Genomic DNA, 24,074 nt, shown 5'->3' with positions numbered 1-24,074 from the left:
CGGAGGAGGGATCGCGAGCCGGAGGTGGCGCGGGCGGACGCTCGGCACGCCGGAACAGCTCCGGCACGCGGGAAGCGCGCGATACCGCGAGCCGGAGGCGGGATTGCGAGCCGGAGTTGGGGCGGGTGGACGTTCGGCACGCCGGAACCGCTCCGGCACGCGGGAAGTGGGTGATTCGGCGAGCCGAGGGCGGAATCGCGAGCCGGAGGTCGCAGCGGCAGGGGCGCGGGGCGGCAGGAGCTCCTAGCGCGAAGCAGTGCTCCGAGTCAACGGACTTCTCGAACGGGAGGAGCAGTGGTGGCCTGTGGCTACTGCTTCTCCCCCGGGGCCGCTCGACGACGAGCGCGTCGCATCCCGCCGCCCCGGACGCGCCAGCATGCCCGGAAAGGGGTCCCGATGAGCACGGTCGTTCTCGACACCGCCCTCTCAGCGCTCGCCCCCGCGATCGACTCGCCGAGCGCGTCCGCCTCGCCGCGCGAGGAGAAGGACGCCCGCACCCTCTCGCTCTTCCAAGCGGCGGCGACCGCCGACGACGCCGAGGGCGCCCGCATCCGGGAGCGCATCGTGCTCGACCACCTCGGGCTGGCCGAGGCGATGGCGAACCGGGTGTCCCGCGCCGGCGGCGACCGCGCGGATCTCCGCCAGGTCGCCTACGTGGGGCTGGTCAAGGCCGCCCGCCGCTTCACGCCGGAGCGCGGCGACAGCTTCGCCGCCTTCGCGGTGCCCACCATCACCGGCGAGCTCAAGCGCCACCTGCGCGACCTCGGCTGGACGATCCGCCCGCCCCGCGGCGTGCAGGAGCTGCACCGCCGCTCGGCCGTCGTCGCCGACGAGCTGGCGCAGGAGCTCGGCCGCCACCCGAGCGATCGGGAGATCGCCGCGCGGCTCGGCGTCGAGCCGGCCGAGGTCGCCGACGCGCGCGCGGCCGGACATCCGCTCTCCCTCGACGAGACCGTCGGCGAGACCGGGGTCCGGCTGGCCGAGACGATCGGCGGGGAGGACGAGGACCTCGCGGCGATCGACCGCCGGCACGGCCTGGCCCGGGCGCTCGCCGAGCTCGAGAACGGCCAGCGCGAGCTGCTCCGGATGCGCTTCGTCGAGGAGATGACGCAACAGCAGATCGCCGACGCGCTCGGCACCACGCAGATGCAGGTCTCGCGGCTGCAGCGCCGGATCCTCGCGCAGCTCGCCGACCGCCTCGGCGCCCCGTCGCGCAGTCATCAGCCCACGAGCCGCGCGCGGGTCGCGTCGGTCGCCGTGGTCACGCCCGTCCACCCTGCGGCGCGGCTGCGGACCGCCTGAGGTGGGCGTCGGCGCGCGAGGGCAGGGTGGCGAGCGCGTCGAGGACGTGCTCGGTCCGCACCGCGAGCAGCGCCGGGTCGGGCTCGGAGGAGAAGACGTCTCCGCGGCGCAGCGACGCGTCGGTCAGCACGATGTGTGGTCCGCTCGCCGGCGGACCCCACGCCTCGGGCGGCGCCGGTCCGAAGATCACGACCGACGGGATGCCGTAGGCGGACGCCAGGTGCGCGGCACCGGTGTCCACCGTGACGAGCACCTCGGCCGCGGCGACGACCGCGGCGAATCCGCTCAGGTCGATCGCGCCGGCGAGCACCTCGCCCGTTCCGGCCAGCTCGGCGACGCGGCGGGCGCGGTCGGCCTCGTTCGCGCCTCCGGTGTAGACGACGCGGTGCCCCTCGGCGGCCAGCGACTGCGCGACCGCGGCGAAGCGCTCCTCCGGCCACTCGCGCGAGCCGTAGAAGGCGCCGATGTGCACGATCGCCGCGCCGTCGACGGGTGCGGGCACGGCCGGGACGGCGATGCCGACGTCCTCGGGGTCGGCGTCGAGGCCGATCGAGTTGACCAGGCGGGCCCAGCGCGCGCGCTCCAGCTCGCCGTCGAGCCAGAGCGGGCGCGGGTCGTCGTGGCTCGCGTCGGGGTCGAGAGCGGGGACGCGGAACTCGAGGCGGCGCTCGGGCTCGAGCGCGATCAGGGCGTCGCGGGACTCCGGGCCGTTGCCGTGCAGGTTGACGGCGAGCTCGATGCGACCGGGCGCGACCGGCAGCGGATCGTCCAGCCCGCGCAGGGTCGGCACGAGGGCGTCGAGGCCGTCGATCAGGTCGACGATCGGCTCCAGCCAGGGCGTGGTCGCGAGGATCAGCCGGTGCTCGGGGAAGCCGCGGCGCAGCGCCTTGAGGGCGGGGACGGCCACGAGGATGTCGCCGAGCTTGAGGGCTCGCAGGGCGAGGATCTCCGGGGTTCCGTCCGGGTCGGTGAGAGCGCGCACGGCGCCTCCTTCCTGTCGGAGGTCCCGTACCCCGCTCCGGCGACCTCAGACGCGCGGATCTCGCCCGGGCGGCCCCGCGGCTCCGACGCGCCCGAGCGCACCACTTCTCCTCCCCCGCGTTTGGAACCCGGAGGAGGGGGGTACGAGGGAGAGGTGAACGACTCGATCCAGCCGGGCTCCGCGCACCGCACCGCGGAGGACGCCCCCGCCCCGCGCGCTGCGCGCCTGCGCGGAATCCTCTTCGACCGCGACGCGACGCTCGTGGTCGACGTGCCCTACAACGGCGACCCGGCGCGGGTCGAGCCGATGCCCACCGCGCTGGACGCGGTCGAGCGGGCCCGCGAGGCGGGACTGAAGCTCGGCGTCGTCACGAACCAGTCCGGCATCGCCCGCGGCATCATCGACCGCGCGCAGGCCGACGCCGTGAACCGCCGCGTCGACGAGCTGTTCGGCGGCTTCGACGCCTGGATGCTCTGCCCGCACGGCCCGGAGGACGGCTGCGCCTGCCGCAAGCCCGCGCCGGGCATGGTGCTCGACGCCGCGCAGACCCTCGGGCTGCCCGCCGACACCCTCGCAGTGATCGGCGACATCGGCGCCGACATCGGCGCGGCGGCGGCCGCGGGGGCCCGCGGCGTGCTCGTGCCCACCCCGATCACCCGGGCCGAGGAGGTGGCCGCCGCTCCGCTGCGCGCGGCGACGCTCCTCGAGGCCGTCGAGCTGCTGCTGGCGATGCAGCCGGACGAGGACGCCGAGTGACCCGCCGCGTGCTGGTGGCGCGCCTCGACAGCGCGGGCGACGTGCTGCTCTGCGGGCCCGCTGTGCGGGCGATCGCCGCCGACGCCGAGGTGCTGCTGCTCGCCGGGCCGCAGGGCGCGCCCGCTGCGGCACTGCTGCCGGGGCCGACGCAGGTGCGCACCTGGTCCTGCCCGTGGATCGGCGACGCCTCGAAGGCGGTCGACGCCGCCCTCGTGGCGGAGCTGCGGTCGATCGTCGAGGAGTTCGCTCCGGACGAGGCCGTGATCCTCACCTCCTTCCACCAGTCACCGCTGCCGCTGGCGCTGCTGCTGCGCCTGTCCGGCGTCGCGCGGATCTCCGGGGCCTCGGTCGACTTCGCCGGTGCGCTGCTCGATGTTCGGCTGGTGCCCGGCGAGACGCTCGAGGAGGACCAGCCGGAGCCGGAGCGCGCCCTCGCCATTGCGGCGGCCGCGGGCTTCGCGCTGCCGGAGGGCGACGACGGGCTCCTGCGGGTCGACCGCGGCGGCGTCCTGCCCGCCGCGCTCGAGGGTGTCGGACCGTACGTCGTCGTGCACCCGGGAGCCGCCGTGCCCGCCCGTGCCTGGCCGGCCGAGAACGCGGCGCGCGCGGTCGAGCTGCTCGCCGACTCCGGCCTCGCGGTCGCTGTCACCGGCGGCCCCGGCGAGCGCGCGCTCACCGCGCAGGTCGCGGGCAGCCGCGGCATCGACCTCGGCGGCGCGACCGACTTCGCCGGCGCGGCCGAGGTGCTCGCCCGCGCCGAGGTCGTCATCAGCGGCAACACCGGGCCGGCGCACCTGGCGGCGGCTGTCGGCACGCCGGTGGTCAGCCTGTTCGCGCCCGTCGTCCCGGCGATCCGGTGGGCGCCCTACGGCGTCCCGGTCGAGCTGCTCGGCGACCAGCAGGCCGCCTGCGCCGGCTCGCGCGCCCGCGTCTGCCCCGTCCCCGGCCACCCCTGCCTCGCGGGGGTGAGCGCCGAGGAGGCGGTCGCCGCCGCCCACCGGCTCCGCGCGCTCCCGCGGCGCGACTCCACGACATCCACCACGACACCCTCGGAGGCGCTCGCATGAGGATCCTGCTCTGGCACGTGCACGGCGGCTGGGCGGACGCGTTCGTCCGCGGCGACCACGAGTACCTGCTGCCCACCACTCCCGCCCGCGACGGCTGGGGCCTCGGCACCGGCGGCCGCGACTGGCCGAACACGATCGAGATCGCACCGGAGGAGCTGCGCGACGCCGACGTCGACGTCGTCCTCCTGCAGCGCCCGGACGAGCTCGCGGAGGCGGAGCGCCTGCTCGGGCGGCGGCTCGGCCGCGAGATCCCGGCGGTCTACGTCGAGCACAACACGCCCCGCGGCGACGTGCCCGACAACCGCCACCCGCTCGCCGACCGCGACGACCTCCTCCTCGTGCACGTGACGCACTTCAACGCGCTGATGTGGGACACCGGATCGACGCGCACCACGGTGATCGAGCACGGGATCAACGACCCCGGCCCCCTCTACACCGGCGAGCTCGCGCACTTCGGCGTCGTCATCAACGAGCCGGTGCGCCGGCAGCGGGTGACCGGCACCGACCTCCTGCCGCGCTTCGCCGCGGTCGCGCCGCTCGACGTCTTCGGGATGAAGACCGAGGGCCTCGTCGGGACGCCCGGGCTGCCCGCCGACCGCCTCGACGTGCTCGGCGACGTGAAGACCGGTGCGATGCACGCGGAGCTGTCCCGCCGCCGGGTCTACTTGCACCCGTTCCGCTGGACCTCGCTCGGCCTCGCGCTGCTCGAGGCGATGCACCTGGGCATGCCGGTCGTCGCGCTGGAGACCACGGAGGCCGGCCGCGCCGTGCCGCCCGAGGCCGGGGCGGTCTCGAACGACCTCGACGCGCTGGCGGCAGCCGCCCGCGCGCTGATGGAGGACCCGGAGCGGGCCGCGCTCGCCGGTGCGGTCGCCCGCGAGGCCGCGCTCGCGCGCTACAGCCTCGGCCGCTTCCACCGCGACTGGGACGAGCTGCTCGGCGACCTCGCCGCCGCCCCGCGCACCCTCTCCACCGCCGGAACCAGCGAAGGGAGCACCCGATGAGCACCCCCCGTCCCCTCTCGATCGCGATGGTCTCCGAGCACGCCAGCCCGCTGGCGACGCTCGGCGGCGTGGACGCCGGCGGGCAGAACGTGCACGTCGCGGCCCTCGCCGACGCGCTCGCACGCCGCGGCCACCGCGTCACCGTCTACACCCGGCGCGACGACGCGTCGCTCCCCCGCCGGGTTCCCTTCACCTCCGGCGTCGAGGTCGTGCACATCGATGCCGGCCCGGCCGCGAAGGTCTCGAAGGACGAGCTGCTGCCGTTCATGGGCGACTTCGCGGTCGACCTCGCGAACGACTGGCTCGACTCCCGCCCCGACCTGGTGCACAGCCACTTCTGGATGTCCGGGGTCGCCGCGCTCGACGCCTCCGAGCGCGTGGAGCGCGCCACCGGGCGCCGCGTGCCCGTCTTCCACACCTTCCACGCGCTCGGCGTGGTCAAGCGCCGCCAGCAGGGCGCGCTCGACACCAGCCCCGAGGAGCGCGCCTGGCTCGAGCCCGGCGTCGGCCGGCGTGCGGACGGCGTCGTCGCCACCTGCTCCGACGAGGCCTTCGAGCTGAAGGGCCTCGGCGTGCCCACCTCGAGCATCTCGGTGGTGCCCTGCGGCGTCGACCTCGAGCGCTTCACGCCCGACGGACCCGTCGCCGAGCGGACCGGGCGGGTGCGCCTGATGAGCATCGGCCGCCTCGTGCCCCGCAAGGGCATGGGCCACGCGATCGAGGCGCTCGCCCGCCTGGTCGCCGACGGCTGCGACGCCGAGCTGGTCGTCGTCGGCGGTTCCGGCTCGGGCGACGCGCTCGCCGCCGACCCGGAGTACCAGCGCCTGCACGGCGTCGCCGAGGGCCTCGGAGTCGCCGACCGCGTCGTCTTCGCCGGCCAGCTCTCGCAGACCGAGATGCCGGCGATGCTCCGCTCCGCCGACATCGTGATCTGCGCGCCCTGGTACGAGCCGTTCGGCATCACCCCGCTGGAGGCGATGGCCTGCGGCGTGCCGGTGGTCGCCTCCTCCGTCGGCGGGCTGATCGACACGGTCGTCGAGGACGTCACCGGCGTGCACGTGCCGCCGCGCGACCCCGCCGCCCTCGCCGAGGCCCTCGCCGCGCTGATCGCCGACCCCGAGCGCGCCAGCGCCTACGGAGCCGCCGGCCGCGCCCGCGTCGAGTCGCGCTACTCCTGGGACCGCGTCGCCGCGGACACCGAGCGCGCCTACCTGACCACCCTCGCCGGACTCGGCGACGGCGATGCCGCCATGAGCGGCACCGCTCGCACCTCCCTCTCCTCCACCCCCCGGAAGGCGGCCCCGCGCAGATGAGCATCGACACCGTTCTGGACACCCCGAGGGACACGCCGTCCGACTCCCCGACGGACGCCGCCCGGCGTCTCGTCGACGACCACGTCGCCCGCGCGCTCGACGTCGTCGCGCAGCTGGAGCGGCACTCCGACCGGATCGTCGCCTGGGGCGTCGAGCTGGCGGACCGCCTGCACACCGGCGCCCGGCTGCTCGCGGCCGGCAACGGCGGCTCGGCCGCGGAGGCGCAGCACCTCACCGCGGAGCTGGTCGGCCGCTTCGACGGCGACCGCATCCCCTTCTCTGCGATCTCGCTGCACTCCGAGACCTCGAGCCTCACCGCGATCGGCAACGACTACGGCTTCGACCACGTCTTCGCCCGCCAGGTCACCGCGCACGCACGCAGCGGCGACGTCGTCGTGCTGCTCTCGACCAGCGGCCGCAGCGCCAACCTGCTGCACGCGGCCGAGGCGGCCCGCGCGGCGGGCGCCCGCACCTGGGCGCTCACCGGCGACGGGCCCAACCCGCTGACCGAGGCCTGCGACGAGTCGATCGCGCTCCAGGGCCACGGCTCGAACGTGCAGGAGGCGCAGCTCGTGCTGGTGCACGCGCTCTGCCGGGCCTTCGAGCACCGGATCCGCGTGCGGACCGGAGCGGCCGCGTGAGCCGCCTGCGGATCGCCGTGGTCGGCGACGTGATGCTCGACGTCGACCTCTCCGGGCCGGCCGAGCGGCTGAGCCCCGACGCGCCGGTGCCCGTGGTCGACGTGTCGACCCGCGGGGTGCGCGCCGGCGGCGCCGGGCTGGTGGCGCGGATGCTGGTGCGCGACGGCCACGAGGTCGTGCTGGTGACGGCGCTGGCCGACGCCGCCGATCCCGATGCGGCCGAGCTGCTCGCCGCGCTCGACGGTGTCCGCGTGGTCGCCGGGCCCTCCGGCGCGCCGACGCCCGTGAAGACGCGGGTCGCCGCCTCCGGCCAGGCGGTCGTCCGCTTCGACCGCGGCTGCGAGCGCCCGCCGGTGCCGACCGTGACCGAGGAGATGCTCGCCGCGCTCGGCGAGATCGACGCGGTCGTCGTCGCGGACTACGGCCGCCGGCTCACCGAGGACGCCTCGCTCCGCGCCGCCCTCGACGCGCTCACCGTGCCGCTGGTCTGGGATCCGCACCCGCGCGGGACCGAGCCGGTCGCCGGGACGACCCTTGCGACGCCGAACCTGGGCGAGGCGACCGGCTTCTCCGGGGCGAGCGGCCGCGGCGTCACCCTCGCCGAGACCGCCGCGACGACGCTGCTCGAGCGCTGGGGCTGCGGCGCGGTCGCGGTGACGATGGGCTCCGGCGGCGCTCTGGTCCGCTCGCGCGGCGCCGGCGTGCCGGTGGTGCATCCGGCCGCTCCCGTGCCGCCGACCGATCCCTGCGGGGCGGGCGATCGCTTCGCCGCCTCCGCCGCCGTCGCGCTCGCCGGCGGGGCCACCCCCTCCGAGGCGGTCGGCGCGGCCGTCGCCGCGGCCGGGGCCTACCTGCTCGCGGGCGGCGTCGCCTCCCTCGGCGCTCCGGCCGACACCGCCGCCCTGCACGGGGCGTCCGGAGTGGACGCGCTGCGCGTCGCCGAGGCCGTCCGCGGCGCCGGCGGCACCGTGGTCGCGACCGGCGGCTGCTTCGACCTCCTGCACGCCGGCCACGCCCGTACCCTCTCGGCCGCCCGGGCGCTCGGCGACTGCCTGATCGTCTGCCTCAACTCCGACGACTCCGTCCGCCGGCTCAAGGGACCGGCCCGGCCGATCATCCCCGAGGACGACCGGGTCGACCTGCTGCTCGCGCTCGAGTGCGTCGACGCGGTGCTCGTCTTCGGCGAGGACACCCCCGACGAGGCGCTGCGCCGCATCCGCCCGGACGTCTGGGTGAAGGGCGGCGACTACTCCGCCGAATCGCTGCCCGAGACCGCGACGGTCGCCGAGTGGGGCGGCCGCGTCCTGACGGTGCCGTACCACGCGGGCCGCTCGACCACCCATCTCGCCGCCGCGCTCGCGCGCGTCGGCTGACCGCGTCGGCTCCGGCCGACCACCGCCCCGCTGCGCCGATCCTGTCGGCGCTGACGATCCTGGAAGGGACACCCATGACCACCACCCCCACCCCCATCGGCCGCGTCCTGATCACCGGAGGCGCCTCCGGACTCGGAGCAGCCGTCGCCGCCGCCGTCACGGCCGCGGGCGGCACGCCGATCGTCCTCGACCGCGACGTGTCGAACGTCCAGGACGGCGTCGCCGCCTACCAGGTGGACGTCGCCAAGACCCGCGAGGCCGAGAAGGCCGTCGTCGAGATCGCCCGCGAGCACGGCGGCCTCGACGCCGTCGTCACCGCGGCCGGCATCGACCGCTGCGGGCGCCTCGTCGACGTCGACCCGGAGGAGTGGGAGCGCGTGATCTCGGTCAACCTGCTCGGCACCGCGGCCGTCGTCCGCGCGGCGCTGCCGTTCCTCACCGAGACCCACGGCCGCGTCGTCACCGTCGCGTCCTCGCTCGCGATCAAGGCCGTCTCGGACGCCACCGCCTACTGCGCGTCGAAGTTCGGCGTACTCGGCTTCACGCGGGCGCTCGCGGCCGAGACCAAGGGCGAGATCGGCGTCACCACGCTGATCCCCTCCGGCATGAAGACCCGCTTCTTCGACGACCGCGACGCCCAGTACAAGCCGGGTCCCGACGCGCTCCTCAACGACCCGGAGAACGTCGCCAACGCCGTGATGTTCGTCCTCGGCCAGCCCCGCGGCTGCGAGGTCCGCGAGCTCGTCATCACCCACGAGGAGGAGCCCTCCTGGCCGTGAGCCGCTGACGCCCAGGACGTCTGACGCTCCCCCGCGTCCGACCCCTCCCGCGAGATGCCACTTATGAGCGCGACACGCCGGTGTCGCCGCTCATAAGTGGCATCTCGTGGTGGGGGGCAGGGCCCGGGCGACGTCAGCGGGTGGAGGCGAGGACGCCGCGGACGTCCTCGAGGACCCGGGCGACGGGGACGTCGTCGACGAAGGACAGCTCGTGCTCGCAGCGCGGGGCGGTCCAGCCGACCTGGGTGACGTCGATGCCGCAGATCGGGCAGCGGGTCGTCCAGCTCAGCTGCACGCGATGGCGCTGGCGGCCGAGGGGCTGGGCGTTGATGGCATTGCCGACCCAGAAGACGCCGACCGTGGGCGCACCGACCGCCGCCGCGAGGTGCCGCGGTCCGCTGTCGTTGCCGAGGACGAGGTCGGCGAGCGAGAGCAGCGGACCGAGATCTGGGAGCTCGACCCGGTCCGCCCAGGACACCGCGCCCGGAGCGCCCGCGACGATCGCGTCCGCGGCGGGCGCGTCGGAGGCGTCGCCCACGACGAGCACGCGCGCCCCGTCGGCCAGCAGCGCGCGGGCCACCTCGGCGAAGTTCGCGGAGCTCCAGCGGCGCCGGACGTCGGTCGCGCCCGGGTGGATCAGCACCAGCGGCCCGCCGGCGGGCAGGGCGGCGGCGAGGCGGTCGCGGCGCTCCGGGTCGACCTGCAGCGACGCCTCGAGGCGCACCGCAGGGGCCCCCGCCAACCCGACGATCTCGAGCGCCCGCAGCATCTCGTGCTGGTAGTAGACGTAGGGGATCGTGCGCTCCAACTCGGCCGCGTCGTCGGTGCGCGAGCCGACGGTGTGCCGTGCGCCGAGGCGCTGCAGGAACGGGTTGGAGAAGCGGCCGCCGCCGTGCAGCTGCACCGCGAGGTCGAAGCGGCGCGCGCGCATCCGCTCGGTGAAGTCCTCGACGACCCGCGGGTCCTCACCCTCGCCGTCGCGGACGCCCTGCGCCACCGGCAGGATCTCGACGTCGCTCACCGGCGACTCCACGCCCTGCAGCAGCACGCGGTGCGCCGGAGTGCCGAGCAGCACGATCTCGGCGCCCGGGTAGGCGGCGGCGAGCGCGTCCACGGCGGGCAGCGCGAACAGCAGGTCGCCCAGTCCGCCGCCGCGCAGCACGGCGATCCTCTCGACTCCGTCGAAGCGGTCTCGGAGCGGGGCGATGGCGACCACGGTCGTTCCTCTCGGTGGGGCGGAGTCGCGCGCGGCGACTCCGGGGAAGGGGCACTCCTCCTCTTCCCCGTCGGAGGCGATCCGAAACCGGAGGCGGCCGTCGAGCCCCGCACAACATCAGCTGAGATGGGAGGGCCTCCGCTGTGGAGGGAGGGACCCCCCTCTCAGCTGATGTTGTGCGGCGACCTGCGGGCGGCGGGCCCGCGCAGGCCCGCCTGCGCGGCTGCTCAGTCGCCGGCGAGAGCCCCGCGGCGGATCTTGCCCGCGTCGTCGCGCAGCGGTGAGCGCTGGAGTCGCAGAGCCCGCGGTGCCCGGGAGCCGAGGTGCTCGCGCGCGAAGGCGAGCAGCTCCTCGTCCGTCACGGCGGCGTCCGCGATGTCGACGACCGCCTCGATCGCCTGGCCGAGCTCGGCGTCCGGGACGCCGAAGGCGACCGCCCCGCGCACCGCCGGGTGCTCCTCCAGCACCCGCTCGATCTCCGCCGGGTAGACGTTCACCCCGCCGCGCAGGATCAGGTCGTCCTCCCGGTCCAGCACCGTGAGGTAGCCGTCCGCATCGACGGAGCCCAGGTCGCCGAGGGTGTCCCAGCCGTCGTCGGTCCGCTTCGACTCCCCGCCGAGATAGCGGTAGGTCGCGTCCCCGCGGCGCATCTGCACGAGCCCGGCCTCGCCGGGCCCGCACTCCGACCCGTCCGACCGCAGCACCCGCAGCTCCGTCCCGCCGATCGGCCGGCCGACGCTCCCCGGCCGCTCGAGCCACTCGTCGCCGCGGATCATCGTCAGCCCGTTCGACTCGCTGCCGGCGTAGACCTCGACGACCCGCTCGGCACCGATCCAGTCGATCAGTGCGCGCTTGTCCGCGGGCGGGCACGGCGAGCCCAGGTGCAGCACCGTCTCCAGCGACGACACGTCCGCGTCCCGGTGCGCGGGCGTCCGCAGCAGCCGGTGGATCATCGTCGGCACCAGCAGCGCCCAGGTCACCCGGTGCTCCGCGATCGCCGCGAGCACCCGCGCCTCGTCGAAGCGCGGCAGGATCACCAGCCGCTGCCCGGTCAGCAGCCCGCGGAAGGCGTAGGTGAAGGTCGCGGAGTGCAGGAGCGGCCCGGCCACCAGCTGCACCCCCTCTCGCGGCAGGAACGCCGCGACCGGCTGCGTCGGATCCATCAGCGCAGGCGCCGCCGCGAGCACGATCTTCGGCCGCCCGGTGCTGCCGGAGGAGGCGGGCGCCTTCCACGAGGACGCCCAGAGATCCGGCAGCTCGTCGTCCGGCAGCGAGGGGTCGGGCGCGAAGCCCGCGGGCACGAAGGGCACGCCCTCCAGCTCCACGCCGATGCTCAGCGACGGCCGCCCGAGCGCGCCGACCTCGGCGAGCTCCCGCGCCGAGAGCCCGGGCGAGAGCGGCTGCGGCGTCGCGCCCGCCTTCCAGATCGCGGCGCAGGCCAGCACCAGCTCGGCGCTGTTCGGCAGCGAGACCGCGACGAGCGAGTCCGGAGTGACGCCCCGCGCCGCGTAGGCACGCGCGAGCCGGTTCGAGGCCCGGTCCAGGGCGCCCGCGGTGAGGGTCGCGTCGTCCGCGACGACCACGACGCGCTCGGGGTCCCGCTCGGCCAGCGCCGAGAAGCAGCGCGAGAACGACCGGCGCATCAGCTGCCGCCGACGTGAGAGAGGTACAGCGCCTCGTGACTCGCCGCGACGTCGTCCCACGAGTGCGAGAACGCGAGCTCCCGCCCGGGCCCGGGCCTCGGCGCCGCCCCCGCGAGCGCCGCGGCGAGCGCACCCCGGATCCCCGCCACGTCGCTCCCGTACGCCACGGTCTCCCCGAACACCTCGCGCAGCACCGGCAGATCGCGCGCGACGACCGGCACCCCCGCGGCGAGCGCCTCCATCGCCGCCAGCCCGAAGCCCTCCTTGGTCGAGACGAAGCCGAGCACCGTCGCACCGGCGACGAGCGCCGCGAGCCGCTCCTCCGGCACCGTGCCGAGCACGACCGGCACGACGCCCAGCTCCGCCGACCGGCGCTCGAACTCCTCGCGGTAGCCGCGGTAGTCGAACAGCGTCTCCCCGCCGCCGAAGACGAGCGCGGTCCCCGGAGCCAGCCCCGCGAACGCCTCCAGCAGGTCGATGCTGCCCTTGCGCGGCTCGATGCCGCCGAGCGCCAGCACGTAGCGGCCGAGCTCGGCCCGCCACTCCCCCGCCGCAGCACCGCCGGCCGCGGCCGCGAACCGCGCCGCGTCGACGCCGTTCGGGATCACCGCGGGCGCCCGGCCCCAGCCCGCCGCCACCTCGTCAGCGACCGCCCGCGACACCGCGAGCAGCCCGGCCGGCCCGGTGATCGCGCGCTCGTGGCAGGCGATCAGCGCGGGCGTCGTGAAGGCGTCCAGGTGGTGCACCGTGCGGAGCAGCCCGCCGACCCCCGCGAACCCGGCGTCGAGGGCGGCGTTGGCCGAGATGCAGTCCTGCGCGTGCACGACGTCCCACTCCCCGCCGTCCTCCCCCAGCGCCACGGCCATCGCATCGAGCGAGCGGACGATCCGGTCGCCGACGTCCTCCCCGTCGCGCGCCGCGAACGGCACCACCCGGACCGCCACCGCGGGGTCGACTGCGCGGAAGAAGGCGGAGTCGCCGCCGCGGCCGAGCGTCCAGACGGTCACCTCGTGCCCGCGCCGGGCCAGCGCCTCCGACAGCGCGAGCGTGTGCACCACGCCGCCGCGGGGCTTCGTGGAGTAAGTCAGCTGCGCGATCCGCACGGGGTCTCCTTCAGGCGGGGCGGCGCCCGCGGGCGGCACCGGTCGGACGGGCGGCCCCGGGTTCAGACGGTGGGAGCCGCGCGGTGGTACGCGTGCTCGGCGCGGTCGCGCAGGTGGTCCATGCTGCGACGGGCCCGGGCGACGGAGGCCGAGACGTCGTCGGTCGCGACCGCCAGCCCGCCCTTCGCCCAGGTCTTCGCGAGGATCTCGCCGGCCGGGTCCACGACCTTCGCCTGCCCGAGGAAGCGCAGCCCGCCGAGCACCCCGGTCTGGTTCGAGGAGACCAGGTAGACCTGGTTCTCCGCGGCGCGCGCGCAGTCGTAGAGGTCGAACAGGTGCGCCTGGCGGTCGTTGCGGATCCGATCGGAGCGGTCGGTGACGCTCGCGGGCCAGGCGCTGAGGCAGCAGAGGATCTCGGCCCCGTCGAGGGCGAGCGAGCGCGCCGACTCCGGGAAGGTCTTGTCGAAGTCGATCATCATCCCGATCCGCCCCACGGCCGAGTCGAACGAGCGGAAGGAGTCGCCCGCGGCGTACGCCTCGGACTCGCCCAGCGGCAGGTGCACCTTGCGGTGCGTCCCGATCACCTCACCGCCCTGCACGCAGACCGCCGAGTTGTAGCGCCGCACCTCGCCGCCCTCCAGCGCGCGCTCCGCGATGCCGAAGCACACCGTGGTGTCGCCCGCCATCGCCGCGACGGCCGCCACCTCCGGCCCGTCGACCTCCACGGCCTGCGGCAGGTCGTCGGGGCCGGGGTGGTGCATATCGAGGAGGTAGCCGCCGAGGGTCGCGTCCGGCAGCACCAGCAGGTCGATCCCGCGCTCCTGAGCGCTCGCGATCATGCCGGGCAGCTTGACGAGGGTGCGCTCGATGTCGCGGCCGAAGTGCGCCGCGACCGCGGCCATCGTGATCGTCGCCATGGTCCTTCTCTCCCGCCCTCTGCAGGCGGACGGTGCGCCGGGGCGGACGGAGAGCCTCCGCCCTCCTCCGCCCCGCGCGGCAGAGCGGTGCGCTCGGGCCGAGCGCGTGGCCGTCACCGTACCGCGGCGCCCTCGAGCCGGTCCATCCGCGCGCCGCCGAGCAGCTGCTCCGCCACGTGCTCCGCGTCGCGCGCGATCGCCTCGAAGCGCCCGGAGCCCCAGGTGTTCAGCCACGGCAGCCCGAGGAAGTGCAGCCCGGGCACGGCGGTCGCGCCGCGCCGGTGGGTGGGGTGCCCGGCGCCGTCGAAGACGCCGATCTGCATCCAGGAGTAGTCGGAGCGGAAGCCGACCGCCCAGACGATGCTCGTGATCCCGGCGGCCGCCAGATCCAGCTCCTCGATCTCGTGTTCCGGCCGCCAGACCGGCGCGTACCGGGCCTCGGTCGGCGCCGAGACACCCGAGCGCTCGATGTAGGCGTCGATGTCGTTCTTGATCGACTCCGCGACCGAGTCCGCGTAGTCGAGCGACGCCTCCGCCGTCGGGGCGAATCGGAGCGACCCGCCGTCGACCTGCTGCAGCCGGCCGTAGAGCGTCATCCCGTCGCGCGCGAACGCCCGCAGGTCGATGTCGCGGCCGCCGCCGCGCCCGGTGACGTAGTGGTTGGTCGACTCCCGCTTGGAGAGCCCGCCCACCTGCGCGTGCACCGGCACGTCGTAGACGCCCATGTCGGCGAGCCAGGCGACGCAGTCGCGGCCGCGGTAGAACCGGGCGACCCGCGGGGCCGTTCCCAGCGCCAGGTGCACGTCGCGCCCCTCGAGGAAGAGGTCCTCCGCGATCTGCGCGCCGGACTGGCCGGAGCCAACCACGAGCACCCCGCCCTCCGGCAGCGCCGCGGCCGAGCGGTAGTCGGCCGAGTGCAGCTGAACGATCGAGTCGGGGATGCGGTGCGCGACCGCCGGCAGCACCGGGCGGTGGTAGCCGCCGGTGGCGACGACGACCTGATCGGCGGTGATCGTGCCGCGCGAGGTGACGATCTCGAACGCCCCGTCCGCGCTCTCGCGCAACCGGAGCACCTCGGTGTCCTCGGCGACGGGAGCGCCGAACGACTCGGCGTAGCGCCGCACCCAGGCGTGCACCTCGGCGCGGGTCATGAAGCCGTCGGGGTCGTCGCCGTCGTAGGGGTAGCCCGGGAGCCGGCACTGCCAGTTCGGCGTGACCAGCGTGAAGTTGTCCCAGCGGCGGTCGATCCAGTCGTGCGCGATGCTGTCGCGCTCGATCACGAGGTGCTCGACGCCCTGGTCCGTGAGCAGGCGGCTGATCGACAGCCCGGCCTGGCCGGCGCCGATCACGGCGACCGGCAGGTGCCGGCCGTTCTCGAGCGCGGTCATGCGCGCGCCCCCTGCGCGGACGCGGACGACGGAGCGGACGCCGGAGGCAGCGGCGGATCCATCGCCAGCACCCGCACGCGGCCGCCGTCGAAGCGCGCGGCGGCCGCGAGGATCTCCGACTCCTGCTGCAGCGCGGAGGTGCAGGCGAAGCCGAACTTCGCGCGCACCCGCTCGCTCGCCAGCCGCAGCGCCTCGGTCGAGCGGCCGACGAAGTCCTCGAGCGGGTAGCTCTCGCCCTCGGCGAGGTAGTCGTGCATCACCAGGCTCGGCGAGTAGCAGCGCTCCTCGACGCCGTCCGGCCAGCGGACGTGGAAGGTCATCTCAGGCATGGACCAGCCCTCCGCTCCACACGCGCTCGATGTCGTAGGCGTCCGGCCGGCGGTCGCGGAGGTGGAACATCCCGCCGCGCATCGCCTCGAAGGTGCCCCGCACGTCGATGTCGGCGACCGCCATACCCGAGCCGAGCAGCGTCGTCGCGAGGATGTTGCCGCCCGGATCGACGACCTTCGCGTTGCCCACGTAGCGGAGCGACCCGAAGGTGCCGGACTGGTTCGACGCCAGCCAGAACACCTGGTTGTCCAGGGCCCGGGCGATGTCGAACTGGTTGAAGCGGTAGGTCCAGCGGTCCTCCTGCAGGTTCTCCGCCGTCGCCGTCCGCGCGGCCGGCCAGGCCGAGAGCGAGGCGATGATCTCCGCACCGTCCAGCGCCATCGAGCGGGCCGCCTCCGGGAACGCCTTGTCGTAGCAGATCTGCAGCCCGACCCGGCCGACCGGGGTCTCGAAGACCGAGTAGCCGGGCCCGGGCGAGTACGACATGTGCTCGCCGAGCGGCTGGTGCACCTTGCGGTAGCTGCCGTAGATCTGCCCGCCGTCGAGCAGGGCGGCCGCGTTGTAGCGGGTCTCGCCGTCCGCGTCGAGCTCGCAGAAGCCGATCGCGACCAGCAGGTCGCCGGCGATCTCCTGCACCCGGCGCAGCTCCGGCCCGTCCAGCGCGATCGCCGGGGGCATCGAGCGGGTGGTCGTCTTGACCGTGTCGCCGTGGTTGCCGAGGGAGGAGAGGTAGCCGCCGATCGCGGCCTCAGGCAGGACGAGGAACTCGACCCGCTTCTCACGGGCCTCCTCGGCCAGCGCGGCGATGAGCGCGTAGTTCTGATCGAGGTCGCGGGTGAAGTTCGCCGCGACCGATCCGACGACGGTCATGGCGCGCGCCTAGAGGTTGTAGGTCGAGTTGATGATGGCGCCCTTGCGGGCGTAGTGGATGACGGCGTCCTGGACGTCGAGCGGGTGGCAGGGGATGGTGCCCTCGATCAGGTCCTCCTCGCGCAGGCCGTGCAGCGCCATGCCGAAGCGGCAGACGAAGACGCGGTTGCCCTCGTCGATGAAGGTCTTCAGGGCGTCGTTGATGTTCTGCTCGCCCGGGAAGCCGGAGTCGCCGACCGTCGGGAAGCCGCGGGTGGCCATCGCGTTGATCGTGCCGGGGCCGTAGAAGTAGACGGCCGACTCGAAGCCCTTGCGGGCGGCGCGGGTCGCCTGCAGGATCGCGACGAAGCTGACCGAGGACTCGTGCGCGATGCCGTGCACGAGGGTGAAGTAGGACTGGCCGGGCTCGGCCTGGTAGTCGGGGAAGACCTTGGTGGAGCCGTAGAGGTTGCTGCCCTTGGGCAGCGAGGGGTGCGCGATCTCGGAGCGCGACTTCTCGATGTTGGCGCTGATCTGCTCTTCGATGCTGGTCTGGTCGTCGGTGCTGGTCTGGTCGTCGGTCATGAGAACCTCCGGGGTTCGGTGAGGAGCGCGCCGGGCGGGGCGCGAGCGAGTGGTGCAGGGACAGGAGTGCCGGGTGGAACGGGCGGTGCTGTGATGCAGAGGCCGGCGTCGCTCGGGGCGGGACAGAGGACGAGCGGAGCGACGGGGCCGGGTCGGGAGCGTTCGTCCCGACTGCGTCCAGTCAAGGCCGCTCGTGTTTCGGAGTGGTTTCGGCCAGAAGAAGCCTGCGTGACGCCGGGCGGGCATCGGGCCGGCGTCGGGGCCGCCGCCGGATGTAACACGATCGCGTTCCCGATGTCATCGCTCCGAAACACCGCGTTGACCTAATGGAGGCTCACGACGTCGGACTCCGCCGTCGCGCAACGCTCGACTCGAGACTCCGAGGAGCACCATGACCGATCTGCAGACGCCCCGCCTCCGCACCGCCGATCCCGCACCCTCCGACTCCGCCGACTCCTCCTGCGCCGCCGACGCCTGCGGCTCCGCCCCCGTCCGCCGCACCGGCTCCTCCGCCCTGCGCACCCGCGTCGACATCGCCCTCCAGGGCATCCGCGTCGACGCCCCCGTGCACCGCGAGGCCGGCGCCGGCCCGAGCGACGACGGGCACGTGATGCTCGGCGGGCTCGGCGCCGCCATCCCGGTGAACCCGAAGAGCCCCTACGCCGTCACCAACGGCCGCCTCCTGCTCGACGGCGCCGACATCGGCCTGGACGTCGAGCCGGTGAAGCGCCCGCGCTTCTACGACCTGAGCACCGCCGACGGCGTCTCCTACGAGAAGATCGCCCGCCTGCACGGCCGGAACATCCTCGCCACCACCGTCGTGCAGACCTGCATGCGCTACGACGAGGCCGAGCGCTGCCGCTTCTGCGCGATCGAGGCCTCGCTCGCCAACGACTCCACCATCGCGGTGAAGACCCCCGCGCAGCTCGCCGAAGTCGCCGAGGCGGCCGCCCGGCTCGACGGCATCCGCCAGATGGTGATGACCACCGGCACCTCCAAGGGCCGCGACCGCGGCGCCCGGCACCTCGCCCGCTGCGTCCGCGCGGTGCTGCAGGCCGTCCCCGGGCTGCCGATCCAGGTGCAGTGCGAGCCGCCGGAGGACCTCGCCGCCCTGCAGGAGCTCAAGGACGCCGGCGCCCTCTCCATCGGCATCCACATCGAGTCGATGGACGACGACATCCGCCGCCGCTGGACGCCCGGCAAGGCGCGCGTCTCGACCGCGAAGTACTGGGAGGCCTGGGACGAGGCGGTGCGGATCTTCGGCCGCAACCAGGTCTCGACCTACCTGCTCGTCGGCCTCGGCGAGGACCCAGACGAGCTGGTCGCCAGCGCCGGCGAGCTGATCGAGCGCGGGATCTACCCGTTCGTGGTGCCGTTCCGGCCGCTCAAGGGCACGCTGGCGACGGAGGTGGACCACGTCCTGCCGCCGGCCGGCTCGCTGCTGGAGAAGGTCAGCGAGCAGGTCGCCGCGCTGCTGATCGCTGCCGGCATGCTCTCCTCCGGGCAGAAGGCGGGCTGCGCGGCCTGCGGCGCCTGCGGCGTGCTGAAGACCGCCGGCGCCTGATGGAGCTCTCGATCCTCGAGGGGGTCCGCGCGGTCGCACCGGCCGCCCGCGAGGCCTTCGTGGTCGTGGTCGCCGACCCGGCCGAGGTGGCCGCCTACCGCGCCGTGCGCCGTGAGGTCTTCGTCGGCGAGCAGGGCCTCTTCGACGCCGACGACCGCGATGCACTCGACGAGGATCCGCGCACCGTCGTGCTGGTGGCCCGCTCGGCCGACGGCGTGCTCGGCGGGGTGCGGATCGCGCCCGCGCTCGAGCAGGACCTCGGCTGGTGGACCGGCAGTCGATTGGTCGTCCGCCGCAGCGCCCGAGGCGGGGCCGGGATCGGCGCCGCACTGGTGCGCGCCGCCTGCGCCGAGGCCGAGGCGCGCGGCGTGATCCGCTTCGAGGCGACGGTGCAGACGCAGAACGAGGTTCTCTTCCGCCGGCTCGGCTGGGATCGGCTCGGCGCCGTCGAGGTCGCGGGGACTCCCCATGTGCGGATGCGCTGGCCCATCGACCGGTTCGACCGTCTCGCGCGCGGAGCCAAGGCCGCCCTCGGGCCGCTGCTCGACGCCTTCGCCGGCCAGCTCGGCGGCCCGGGCTTCCGCGGCGACGACGGCGCCCCCGTCCCCGGCTCCGACCTCGTCGCCGTCTGCGACGCGATCGTCCCCTCGATGGTCGAGCGCGACCCGGAGTGGGCGGGCTGGTGCTCGGTGCTCGTCAACGTCAACGACCTCACGGCCATGGGCGCCGATCCGGTCGGCCTGCTCGACGCGGTCGCCGCGCGCGACGCCTCCTTCGCCGCGCGCGTCCTCCGCGGACTGCGCGCCGGCGCCGAGGCCTGGGGCGTCCCGCTGCTCGGCGGGCACACCCAGCTCGGCGTCCCGGCCGCCCTCTCCGTCACCGGCCTCGGCCGCACCGCGCGCCCGGTCCCGGGCAGCGCCCCGATCGGCCACGAGCTGAGCCTGACCGCCGACCTCGCCGGCGGCTGGCGCCCGGGCTACGCCGGACTGCAGTGGGACTCGACCTCGGGCCGCTCACCGGAGGTGCTGCGGGCGCTCGCGGCGAGCGTTGGCGCCGCCGCCCCCGACGGCGCGAAGGACGTCAGCATGGCCGGGCTGGTCGGCACCGTCGGCATGCTCGCCGAGGCGTCCGGCGCGGGCGCCGAGCTCGACGTCGCCGCGATCCCCCGCCCCGCCGCCGCGGGACTCGCCGACTGGCTCTCCTGCTTCCCCGGCTTCGCGATGCTCACCGCCGACCGCCCCGGCGCCTCCCGCATGGGCACGCCGCACAGCACGACCGCGGCGATCGGCCGCGTCGTCCCCGGCGAGGGCGTCACCCTCCGCTGGCCCGACGGCGAGACCACCCCCGCGATCACCTCCGCCGTCACCCGCCTCGGCGCCGCCTGACCCCCGCCGCGGATGCAGAACATCAGCTGAATCGGCCTCTCAACGGTCATCGGCGGTGAGTCGCCTTCTCAGCTGATGTTCTGCGGCGGTATCCGTTTGAGCCGCCGCCGCGCGGGTACCGGAGGTCTGCACGCGCGTCCGCGACCCCTGCGGACGCCTCCGACCGAGAGGTGACCGTGACCATCGACACCGCGACCCCCGCCGCCGGCACGACCGGCGCCACCGCCGACCTCGCCGCCGACGCCGTCTCCCGCGCCCGCGCCGCCTTCCCCGCCTGGGCCGCCACCGCGCCCGCCGAGCGCGGCGCCCTGCTGCGCGCCGCCGCCCACCGCGTGGCCGCCCGCGAGCAGGAGCTCGCCGACCTCAACACCGAGGAGACCGGCAAGCCCGCGGGCGACGCCCTCGGCGGCGTCCGCGCCGGCGTCGACACCCTGCTGCAGTACGCCGAGCTCGGCCCCCTGCACCGCGGCAAGAGCCTTCGCGGCGGCGCCCTCAACGTCGACCTCGCCCTGCCGCACCCGCGCGGTGTGGTCCTCGCGCTCACCCCCTGGAACGACCCGGTCGCCGTCGCCGCAGGCATGCTCGGCGCCGCGATCGTCTCCGGTGACGTCGTCGTGCACAAGCCGAGCGAGCGCAGCCCCGGCACCGGCGCGCTCTTCACGCGCCTGCTCGCCGACGCCCTGCCCGAGGGCGTGCTGACCCTCGTCGAGGGCGACGGCGCCGTGGGCGACGCCCTGGCCCGCACCGACGGCGTCGACGTCCTGGCGCACGTCGGCTCGACCGCCACCGGCCGCGCCCTCGCCCGGATCGCCGCCGTCACCGGCGCGCACACCATCCTCGAGAACGGCGGCAACGACGCGCTCGTCGTCGACCGCGACGTCGACCCCGTCTGGGCCGCCGAGCAGGCCGCCCTCGGCGCCTTCGCCAACGCGGGCCAGATCTGCACCTCCGTCGAGCGGATCTACGTGCACCGCGACGTCGCCGAGGCCTTCACCGCCGCGCTGGTCGTCGAGGCCGAGCGCTGGCGCGACGGCCCGCTCCCCCGCCTGGTCGACGCGCGGATGCGCGACGCCGTGCACGAGCACGTCACCTCCGCCGTCCGCGACGGCGCCCGCATCCTCACCGGCGGCGAGCCCGGTGACGGCACCTTCTACCCGGCCACCGTCCTCGCCGACTGCACCGACGAGATGCTGGTGATGACCGAGGAGACCTTCGGCCCCGTCGCCCCCGTCCTCGTCGTCGACGACTTCGACGAGGCGCTCACCCGCGCCGCCGCCGGTCCCTACGGCCTCGCGGCCACCGTCCTCACCGCCGACATGGAGCACGCGCACCGCGCCGCGGCGACCCTCCCGGTCGGCACGGTCAAGATCAACGGAGTCTTCGGCGGCGCCCCCGGCGGCAGCGCCCAGCCCCGCGGCACCAGCGGCTCGGGCTTCGGCTACGGCCCGGAGCTGCTCGACGAGATGACCACCACCACGGTCGTGCACTTCGGCCTCCCCGTCCTCCCCGGCGCCGGGCGATGAGCCTCGAGGGCTCCGCGCTCCAGCGGGCGAGCGCGCTGGTCGCGCATGTGCGCGAGCGGCCGCCGGTCGTCGCCGTGGTCGGCGACCTCATCCTCGACTCCTGGTGGCTCGGCGAGGCGGAACGGGTGACCCGCGAGGCCCCCGCCCCGGTGCTGCGCCTCGAGGACGTCGTCGACGTCGCGGGCGGCGCGGCCAACACCGCGGCGAACCTCTGCGCGCTCGGCGCCGTGGTCCGCACGGTCGGCGTCGCCGGACGCGACCCCGAGGGCGACCGCCTCCTCGCCGCGCTCGAGCGCGCGGGCCTGGACACCGGCGCGATCGTCCGCAGCGACGCCGCGACCACGATCAAGACCCGGGTCGTCGGCGGTGACAGCGTCATGCTGCGCGTCGACTCCGGCCCGCACCGCCCGTCCGACCCCGAGCTGGCCGAGCTCGCCGAGGCCGCCGTCCGCGCGGCCGACGGCGCCGATGCCGTGCTGGTCTGCGACTACGGCTCCGGGATCCTCCGCGAGGCCGTCGAGCGCGTGCTCGCCGCGCAGCGCCCCGGCCTCCTCGTGATCGACGCGCACGAGCTCGCCGACTGGGCCTTCGCGGCGCCCGACCTGGTCACCCCGAACGCGAAGGAGGCCGAGCGCCTCCTCGGTGCCCCGCTCGGCCGCGGCACCGAGCGCGCCGCCGCCGTCCGCGCCGCGGCCCAGAGGCTCCGCGAGCGCTCCGGCGCCCGCCACGTCGTGGTCACCCTCGACCGCGACGGCTCGACCGCGCTCGACGCCGACGGAACCGTCAGCCGCACCTTCGCGCAGCCCGCCGAGGAGAAGCAGGCCTCGGGCGCCGGCGACACCTTCGCCGCCACCGCGACCCTCGCCCTCGCCGCCGGCCGCTCGCTGGCGACTGCCGTCGACCTGGCGCAGGCCGCCGCGGACGTCGTCGTGCAGCGCCCCGGCACCTCCGTCTGCACCGCGGACGACCTGCTCGCCTCGCTCGCCGCGCCCGGCGCTGTCGTGCTCGGCGAGGACGGACTGGTCGAGGTGCTCGCCGAGGAGGCCCGCCGCGGCCGCCGCATCGTCTTCACCAACGGCTGCTTCGACGTGCTGCACCGCGGTCACACCGCCTACCTCCGTCAGGCGCGCGAGCTCGGCGACGTGCTGGTCGTCGCCGTGAACGACGACGACTCCGTCCGCCGGCTGAAGGGCGAGGGCCGCCCGATCAACCCCGAGGGCGACCGCGCGGGCGTCATCGCCGAGCTGGGCTGCGTCGACTACGTCACGCTCTTCAGCGGTGACACCCCGATCCCGCTGCTCGAGCGAGTGCAGCCCGACGTCTACGTGAAGGGCGGCGACTACGCCCCCGACATGCTCGCGGAGGCGGTGGTCGTCCGCTCCTACGGCGGCACCGTCACCACCGTGGGCTACGTCTCCGAGCACTCGACGACCGAGATGGTCCAGCGCATCCGCTCGTCGTCGGCGCCGTGAGCAGCCGGCGCTGGTCGGGTCTCTGGGGGCGCGACCTGCCCCCGGAGGCCCCGGCCGTCGACGTCCTGATCCCGACGGCCGGCCGCTCGGCCGAGCTGGCGGCGACCCTCGCGGGCCTCGCCGCGCAGGACGATCCGCCGTTCCGCGTCGTCGTCAGCGACCAGTCGGACACCGCGGTCACGGAGACGGACCCGACCGTCGTCTCGATGCTGCGGATCCTCGCCGCGCAGGGCCGCGCTCCGCTCGTGCGCCGGCACCTCCCCCGCCGCGGCCTCGCGGAGCAGCGGCACTACCTCCTCTCGCTCGCGACCGCCCCGGCGGTCCTCTACCTCGACGACGACGTCTGGCTCGAGCCGGGCACGCTGGCGCGGCTGCACGAGGCACTCGGGCGCCTCGGCTGCGGCTTCGTCGGCTCGGCCGTGCAGGGCCTGTCCTACCTCGGCGACGAGCGGCCGCACGAGCAGACCGCCTTCGAGCCTTGGGACGACGGCGTGCAGCCCGAGCGGATCCGGCGCGGCACGCCGGAGTTCCAGCGCTGGCCGCTGCACAACGCGGCGAACCTCACCCACGTCGCCGCCCGCCTCGACGTGCCGGAGGGCGCCTGGCGCGCCTACCGCGTCGCCTGGCTCGGCGCGTGCGTGCTCTACCGTCGCGAGGCGCTCGTCGCCTGCGGCGGGTTCGACTTCTGGGAGCAGCTGCCCCCGGAGCACAGCGGCGAGGACGTCGCCGCGCAGTGGCGCGTCATGGAGCGCTTCGGCGGCGCGGGGCTCGTCCCCAGCGGCGCCGTGCACCTCGAGACGCCCACGACGGTCACCGACCGGTGCGTGGACGCCTTCGACCGGCTCTTCACCGAAGAGCACCAGCACTGACCGAACGACGAAA

Annotated in this window: 22 protein-coding genes; 13 read left to right on the top strand and 9 right to left on the bottom strand. The window is 75.3% G+C overall.

The window, feature by feature from the left end; translation table 11 throughout:
* Positions 1 to 396 precede the first annotated feature (396 nt).
* Entirely contained in the window at positions 397 to 1,302 is a 906-nt protein-coding gene (locus MT351_RS12680) for a sigma-70 family RNA polymerase sigma factor (RefSeq protein ID WP_243582346.1), read from the top strand.
* On the opposite strand, the gene MT351_RS12675 is transcribed toward MT351_RS12680, so the two are convergent.
* On the bottom strand, positions 1,262 to 2,284 hold the full coding sequence (locus MT351_RS12675) for a glycosyltransferase family 9 protein (protein ID WP_123737244.1): 1,023 nt from the start codon (positions 2,282 to 2,284) through the stop codon (positions 1,262 to 1,264). The genes MT351_RS12680 and MT351_RS12675 overlap by 41 nt on opposite strands.
* Before the next feature lie 153 nt (positions 2,285 to 2,437).
* Here MT351_RS12675 and MT351_RS12670 point away from each other — a divergent pair, with 153 nt between their 5' ends.
* The 7 genes from MT351_RS12670 to MT351_RS12640 all read left to right on the top strand — a co-directional run bounded on the left by MT351_RS12670 (position 2,438) and on the right by MT351_RS12640 (position 9,217).
* Positions 2,438 to 3,040: an HAD-IIIA family hydrolase gene (locus tag MT351_RS12670; protein ID WP_308197751.1), complete on the top strand. Its 603-nt coding sequence runs from the start codon at positions 2,438 to 2,440 to the stop codon at positions 3,038 to 3,040.
* Positions 3,037 to 4,107 carry a glycosyltransferase family 9 protein gene (locus MT351_RS12665; protein WP_123737245.1) on the top strand — a complete coding sequence of 357 codons (1,071 nt, stop codon included), beginning with the start codon at positions 3,037 to 3,039 and terminating at the stop codon, positions 4,105 to 4,107. Before MT351_RS12670 ends, MT351_RS12665 begins: the two co-directional genes overlap by 4 nt.
* On the top strand, positions 4,104 to 5,111 hold the full coding sequence (locus tag MT351_RS12660) for a glycosyltransferase (RefSeq protein ID WP_243582345.1): 1,008 nt from the start codon (positions 4,104 to 4,106) through the stop codon (positions 5,109 to 5,111). The genes MT351_RS12665 and MT351_RS12660 overlap by 4 nt, the downstream gene beginning before the upstream one ends.
* Positions 5,108 to 6,424 (top strand): glycosyltransferase, encoded by a 1,317-nt coding sequence (locus MT351_RS12655; protein ID WP_123737247.1) that lies wholly within the window; start codon positions 5,108 to 5,110, stop codon positions 6,422 to 6,424. The genes MT351_RS12660 and MT351_RS12655 overlap by 4 nt, the downstream gene beginning before the upstream one ends.
* The gene (locus MT351_RS12650; RefSeq protein ID WP_243582344.1) at positions 6,421 to 7,065 is read left to right on the top strand and encodes an SIS domain-containing protein; all 645 of its coding nucleotides are present in this window, start codon (positions 6,421 to 6,423) and stop codon (positions 7,063 to 7,065) included. The genes MT351_RS12655 and MT351_RS12650 overlap by 4 nt, the downstream gene beginning before the upstream one ends.
* Before the next feature lie 5 nt (positions 7,066 to 7,070).
* The gene (locus MT351_RS12645) at positions 7,071 to 8,438 is read left to right on the top strand and encodes a PfkB family carbohydrate kinase (RefSeq protein WP_123737306.1); all 1,368 of its coding nucleotides are present in this window, start codon (positions 7,071 to 7,073) and stop codon (positions 8,436 to 8,438) included.
* 74 nt (positions 8,439 to 8,512) lie between these two features.
* On the top strand, positions 8,513 to 9,217 hold the full coding sequence (locus tag MT351_RS12640) for an SDR family oxidoreductase (protein WP_123737249.1): 705 nt from the start codon (positions 8,513 to 8,515) through the stop codon (positions 9,215 to 9,217).
* Between the two features lie 133 nt (positions 9,218 to 9,350).
* Here the strand turns inward: MT351_RS12640 and MT351_RS12635 are convergent, their stop codons facing one another.
* The 8 genes from MT351_RS12635 to MT351_RS12600 form a co-directional block, all read right to left on the bottom strand.
* Complete coding sequence (locus tag MT351_RS12635) at positions 9,351 to 10,433, bottom strand: glycosyltransferase family 9 protein (protein WP_132438287.1); 1,083 nt, start codon at positions 10,431 to 10,433, stop codon at positions 9,351 to 9,353.
* A 227-nt stretch (positions 10,434 to 10,660) separates the two neighbouring features.
* Entirely contained in the window at positions 10,661 to 12,076 is a 1,416-nt protein-coding gene (locus MT351_RS12630) for an AMP-binding protein (protein WP_243582343.1), read from the bottom strand.
* Positions 12,076 to 13,179 carry an MSMEG_0565 family glycosyltransferase gene (locus tag MT351_RS12625; RefSeq protein WP_243582342.1) on the bottom strand — a complete coding sequence of 368 codons (1,104 nt, stop codon included), beginning with the start codon at positions 13,177 to 13,179 and terminating at the stop codon, positions 12,076 to 12,078. Before MT351_RS12625 ends, MT351_RS12630 begins: the two co-directional genes overlap by 1 nt.
* Before the next feature lie 62 nt (positions 13,180 to 13,241).
* On the bottom strand, positions 13,242 to 14,096 hold the full coding sequence (locus MT351_RS12620) for a carbon-nitrogen hydrolase family protein (protein ID WP_243582341.1): 855 nt from the start codon (positions 14,094 to 14,096) through the stop codon (positions 13,242 to 13,244).
* 113 nt (positions 14,097 to 14,209) lie between these two features.
* Positions 14,210 to 15,484, bottom strand: a complete 1,275-nt coding sequence (locus MT351_RS12615) for an MSMEG_0569 family flavin-dependent oxidoreductase (protein ID WP_132438290.1) — start codon at positions 15,482 to 15,484, stop codon at positions 14,210 to 14,212.
* Entirely contained in the window at positions 15,481 to 15,813 is a 333-nt protein-coding gene (locus MT351_RS12610) for an MSMEG_0570 family nitrogen starvation response protein (RefSeq protein ID WP_243582340.1), read from the bottom strand. The genes MT351_RS12615 and MT351_RS12610 overlap by 4 nt, the downstream gene beginning before the upstream one ends.
* The gene (locus MT351_RS12605; RefSeq protein ID WP_123737256.1) at positions 15,806 to 16,684 is read right to left on the bottom strand and encodes a carbon-nitrogen hydrolase family protein; all 879 of its coding nucleotides are present in this window, start codon (positions 16,682 to 16,684) and stop codon (positions 15,806 to 15,808) included. The genes MT351_RS12610 and MT351_RS12605 overlap by 8 nt, the downstream gene beginning before the upstream one ends.
* 9 nt (positions 16,685 to 16,693) lie before the next feature.
* Positions 16,694 to 17,248, bottom strand: coding sequence for an MSMEG_0572/Sll0783 family nitrogen starvation response protein (locus MT351_RS12600; RefSeq protein ID WP_243582339.1), 555 nt, complete (start codon positions 17,246 to 17,248; stop codon positions 16,694 to 16,696).
* A 391-nt stretch (positions 17,249 to 17,639) separates the two neighbouring features.
* On the opposite strand from MT351_RS12600, the gene MT351_RS12595 reads away from it, so the two are divergent.
* The 5 genes from MT351_RS12595 (at position 17,640) to MT351_RS12575 (ending at position 24,061) form a co-directional block, all read left to right on the top strand.
* Entirely contained in the window at positions 17,640 to 18,812 is a 1,173-nt protein-coding gene (locus MT351_RS12595; protein WP_243582338.1) for an MSMEG_0568 family radical SAM protein, read from the top strand.
* Positions 18,812 to 20,197, top strand: coding sequence for an MSMEG_0567/sll0787 family protein (locus tag MT351_RS12590; protein WP_243582337.1), 1,386 nt, complete (start codon positions 18,812 to 18,814; stop codon positions 20,195 to 20,197). Before MT351_RS12595 ends, MT351_RS12590 begins: the two co-directional genes overlap by 1 nt.
* 176 nt (positions 20,198 to 20,373) lie before the next feature.
* Positions 20,374 to 21,720: an aldehyde dehydrogenase gene (locus MT351_RS12585; RefSeq protein WP_374204769.1), complete on the top strand. Its 1,347-nt coding sequence runs from the start codon at positions 20,374 to 20,376 to the stop codon at positions 21,718 to 21,720.
* A complete protein-coding gene (gene rfaE2, locus MT351_RS12580; RefSeq protein ID WP_132438295.1) occupies positions 21,717 to 23,192 on the top strand; it encodes a D-glycero-beta-D-manno-heptose 1-phosphate adenylyltransferase in 1,476 nt (491 codons plus the stop codon). The genes MT351_RS12585 and rfaE2 overlap by 4 nt, the downstream gene beginning before the upstream one ends.
* Positions 23,189 to 24,061, top strand: a complete 873-nt coding sequence (locus tag MT351_RS12575; RefSeq protein WP_243582336.1) for a glycosyltransferase family 2 protein — start codon at positions 23,189 to 23,191, stop codon at positions 24,059 to 24,061. Before rfaE2 ends, MT351_RS12575 begins: the two co-directional genes overlap by 4 nt.
* Positions 24,062 to 24,074: the final 13 nt, after the last annotated feature.

The organism is Rathayibacter sp. VKM Ac-2926, from assembly GCF_022815565.1.
In the GTDB taxonomy this organism is placed as follows: domain Bacteria; phylum Actinomycetota; class Actinomycetes; order Actinomycetales; family Microbacteriaceae; genus Rathayibacter; species Rathayibacter festucae.
The sequence above is the reverse complement of the archived record's forward strand: the minus strand, read 5'-3'. Positions and strand labels throughout refer to the sequence as shown.

What these genes read in the sequence shown, in the direction of transcription:
- MT351_RS12680 (WP_243582346.1), top strand. Translation starts at nt 397, where the DNA reads ATGAGCACGGTCGTTCTCGACACCGCCCTCTCAGCGCTCGCCCCCGCG.
- MT351_RS12660 (WP_243582345.1), top strand. Translation starts at nt 4,104, where the DNA reads ATGAGGATCCTGCTCTGGCACGTGCACGGCGGCTGGGCGGACGCGTTC.
- MT351_RS12655 (WP_123737247.1), top strand. Translation starts at nt 5,108, where the DNA reads ATGAGCACCCCCCGTCCCCTCTCGATCGCGATGGTCTCCGAGCACGCC.
- MT351_RS12650 (WP_243582344.1), top strand. Translation starts at nt 6,421, where the DNA reads ATGAGCATCGACACCGTTCTGGACACCCCGAGGGACACGCCGTCCGAC.
- MT351_RS12640 (WP_123737249.1), top strand. Translation starts at nt 8,513, where the DNA reads ATGACCACCACCCCCACCCCCATCGGCCGCGTCCTGATCACCGGAGGC.
- MT351_RS12630 (WP_243582343.1), bottom strand. Translation starts at nt 12,076, where the DNA reads ATGCGCCGGTCGTTCTCGCGCTGCTTCTCGGCGCTGGCCGAGCGGGAC.
- MT351_RS12620 (WP_243582341.1), bottom strand. Translation starts at nt 14,096, where the DNA reads ATGGCGACGATCACGATGGCCGCGGTCGCGGCGCACTTCGGCCGCGAC.
- MT351_RS12615 (WP_132438290.1), bottom strand. Translation starts at nt 15,484, where the DNA reads ATGACCGCGCTCGAGAACGGCCGGCACCTGCCGGTCGCCGTGATCGGC.
- MT351_RS12610 (WP_243582340.1), bottom strand. Translation starts at nt 15,813, where the DNA reads ATGCCTGAGATGACCTTCCACGTCCGCTGGCCGGACGGCGTCGAGGAG.
- MT351_RS12605 (WP_123737256.1), bottom strand. Translation starts at nt 16,684, where the DNA reads ATGACCGTCGTCGGATCGGTCGCGGCGAACTTCACCCGCGACCTCGAT.
- MT351_RS12600 (WP_243582339.1), bottom strand. Translation starts at nt 17,248, where the DNA reads ATGACCGACGACCAGACCAGCACCGACGACCAGACCAGCATCGAAGAG.
- MT351_RS12595 (WP_243582338.1), top strand. Translation starts at nt 17,640, where the DNA reads ATGACCGATCTGCAGACGCCCCGCCTCCGCACCGCCGATCCCGCACCC.
- MT351_RS12590 (WP_243582337.1), top strand. Translation starts at nt 18,812, where the DNA reads ATGGAGCTCTCGATCCTCGAGGGGGTCCGCGCGGTCGCACCGGCCGCC.
- rfaE2 (WP_132438295.1), top strand. Translation starts at nt 21,717, where the DNA reads ATGAGCCTCGAGGGCTCCGCGCTCCAGCGGGCGAGCGCGCTGGTCGCG.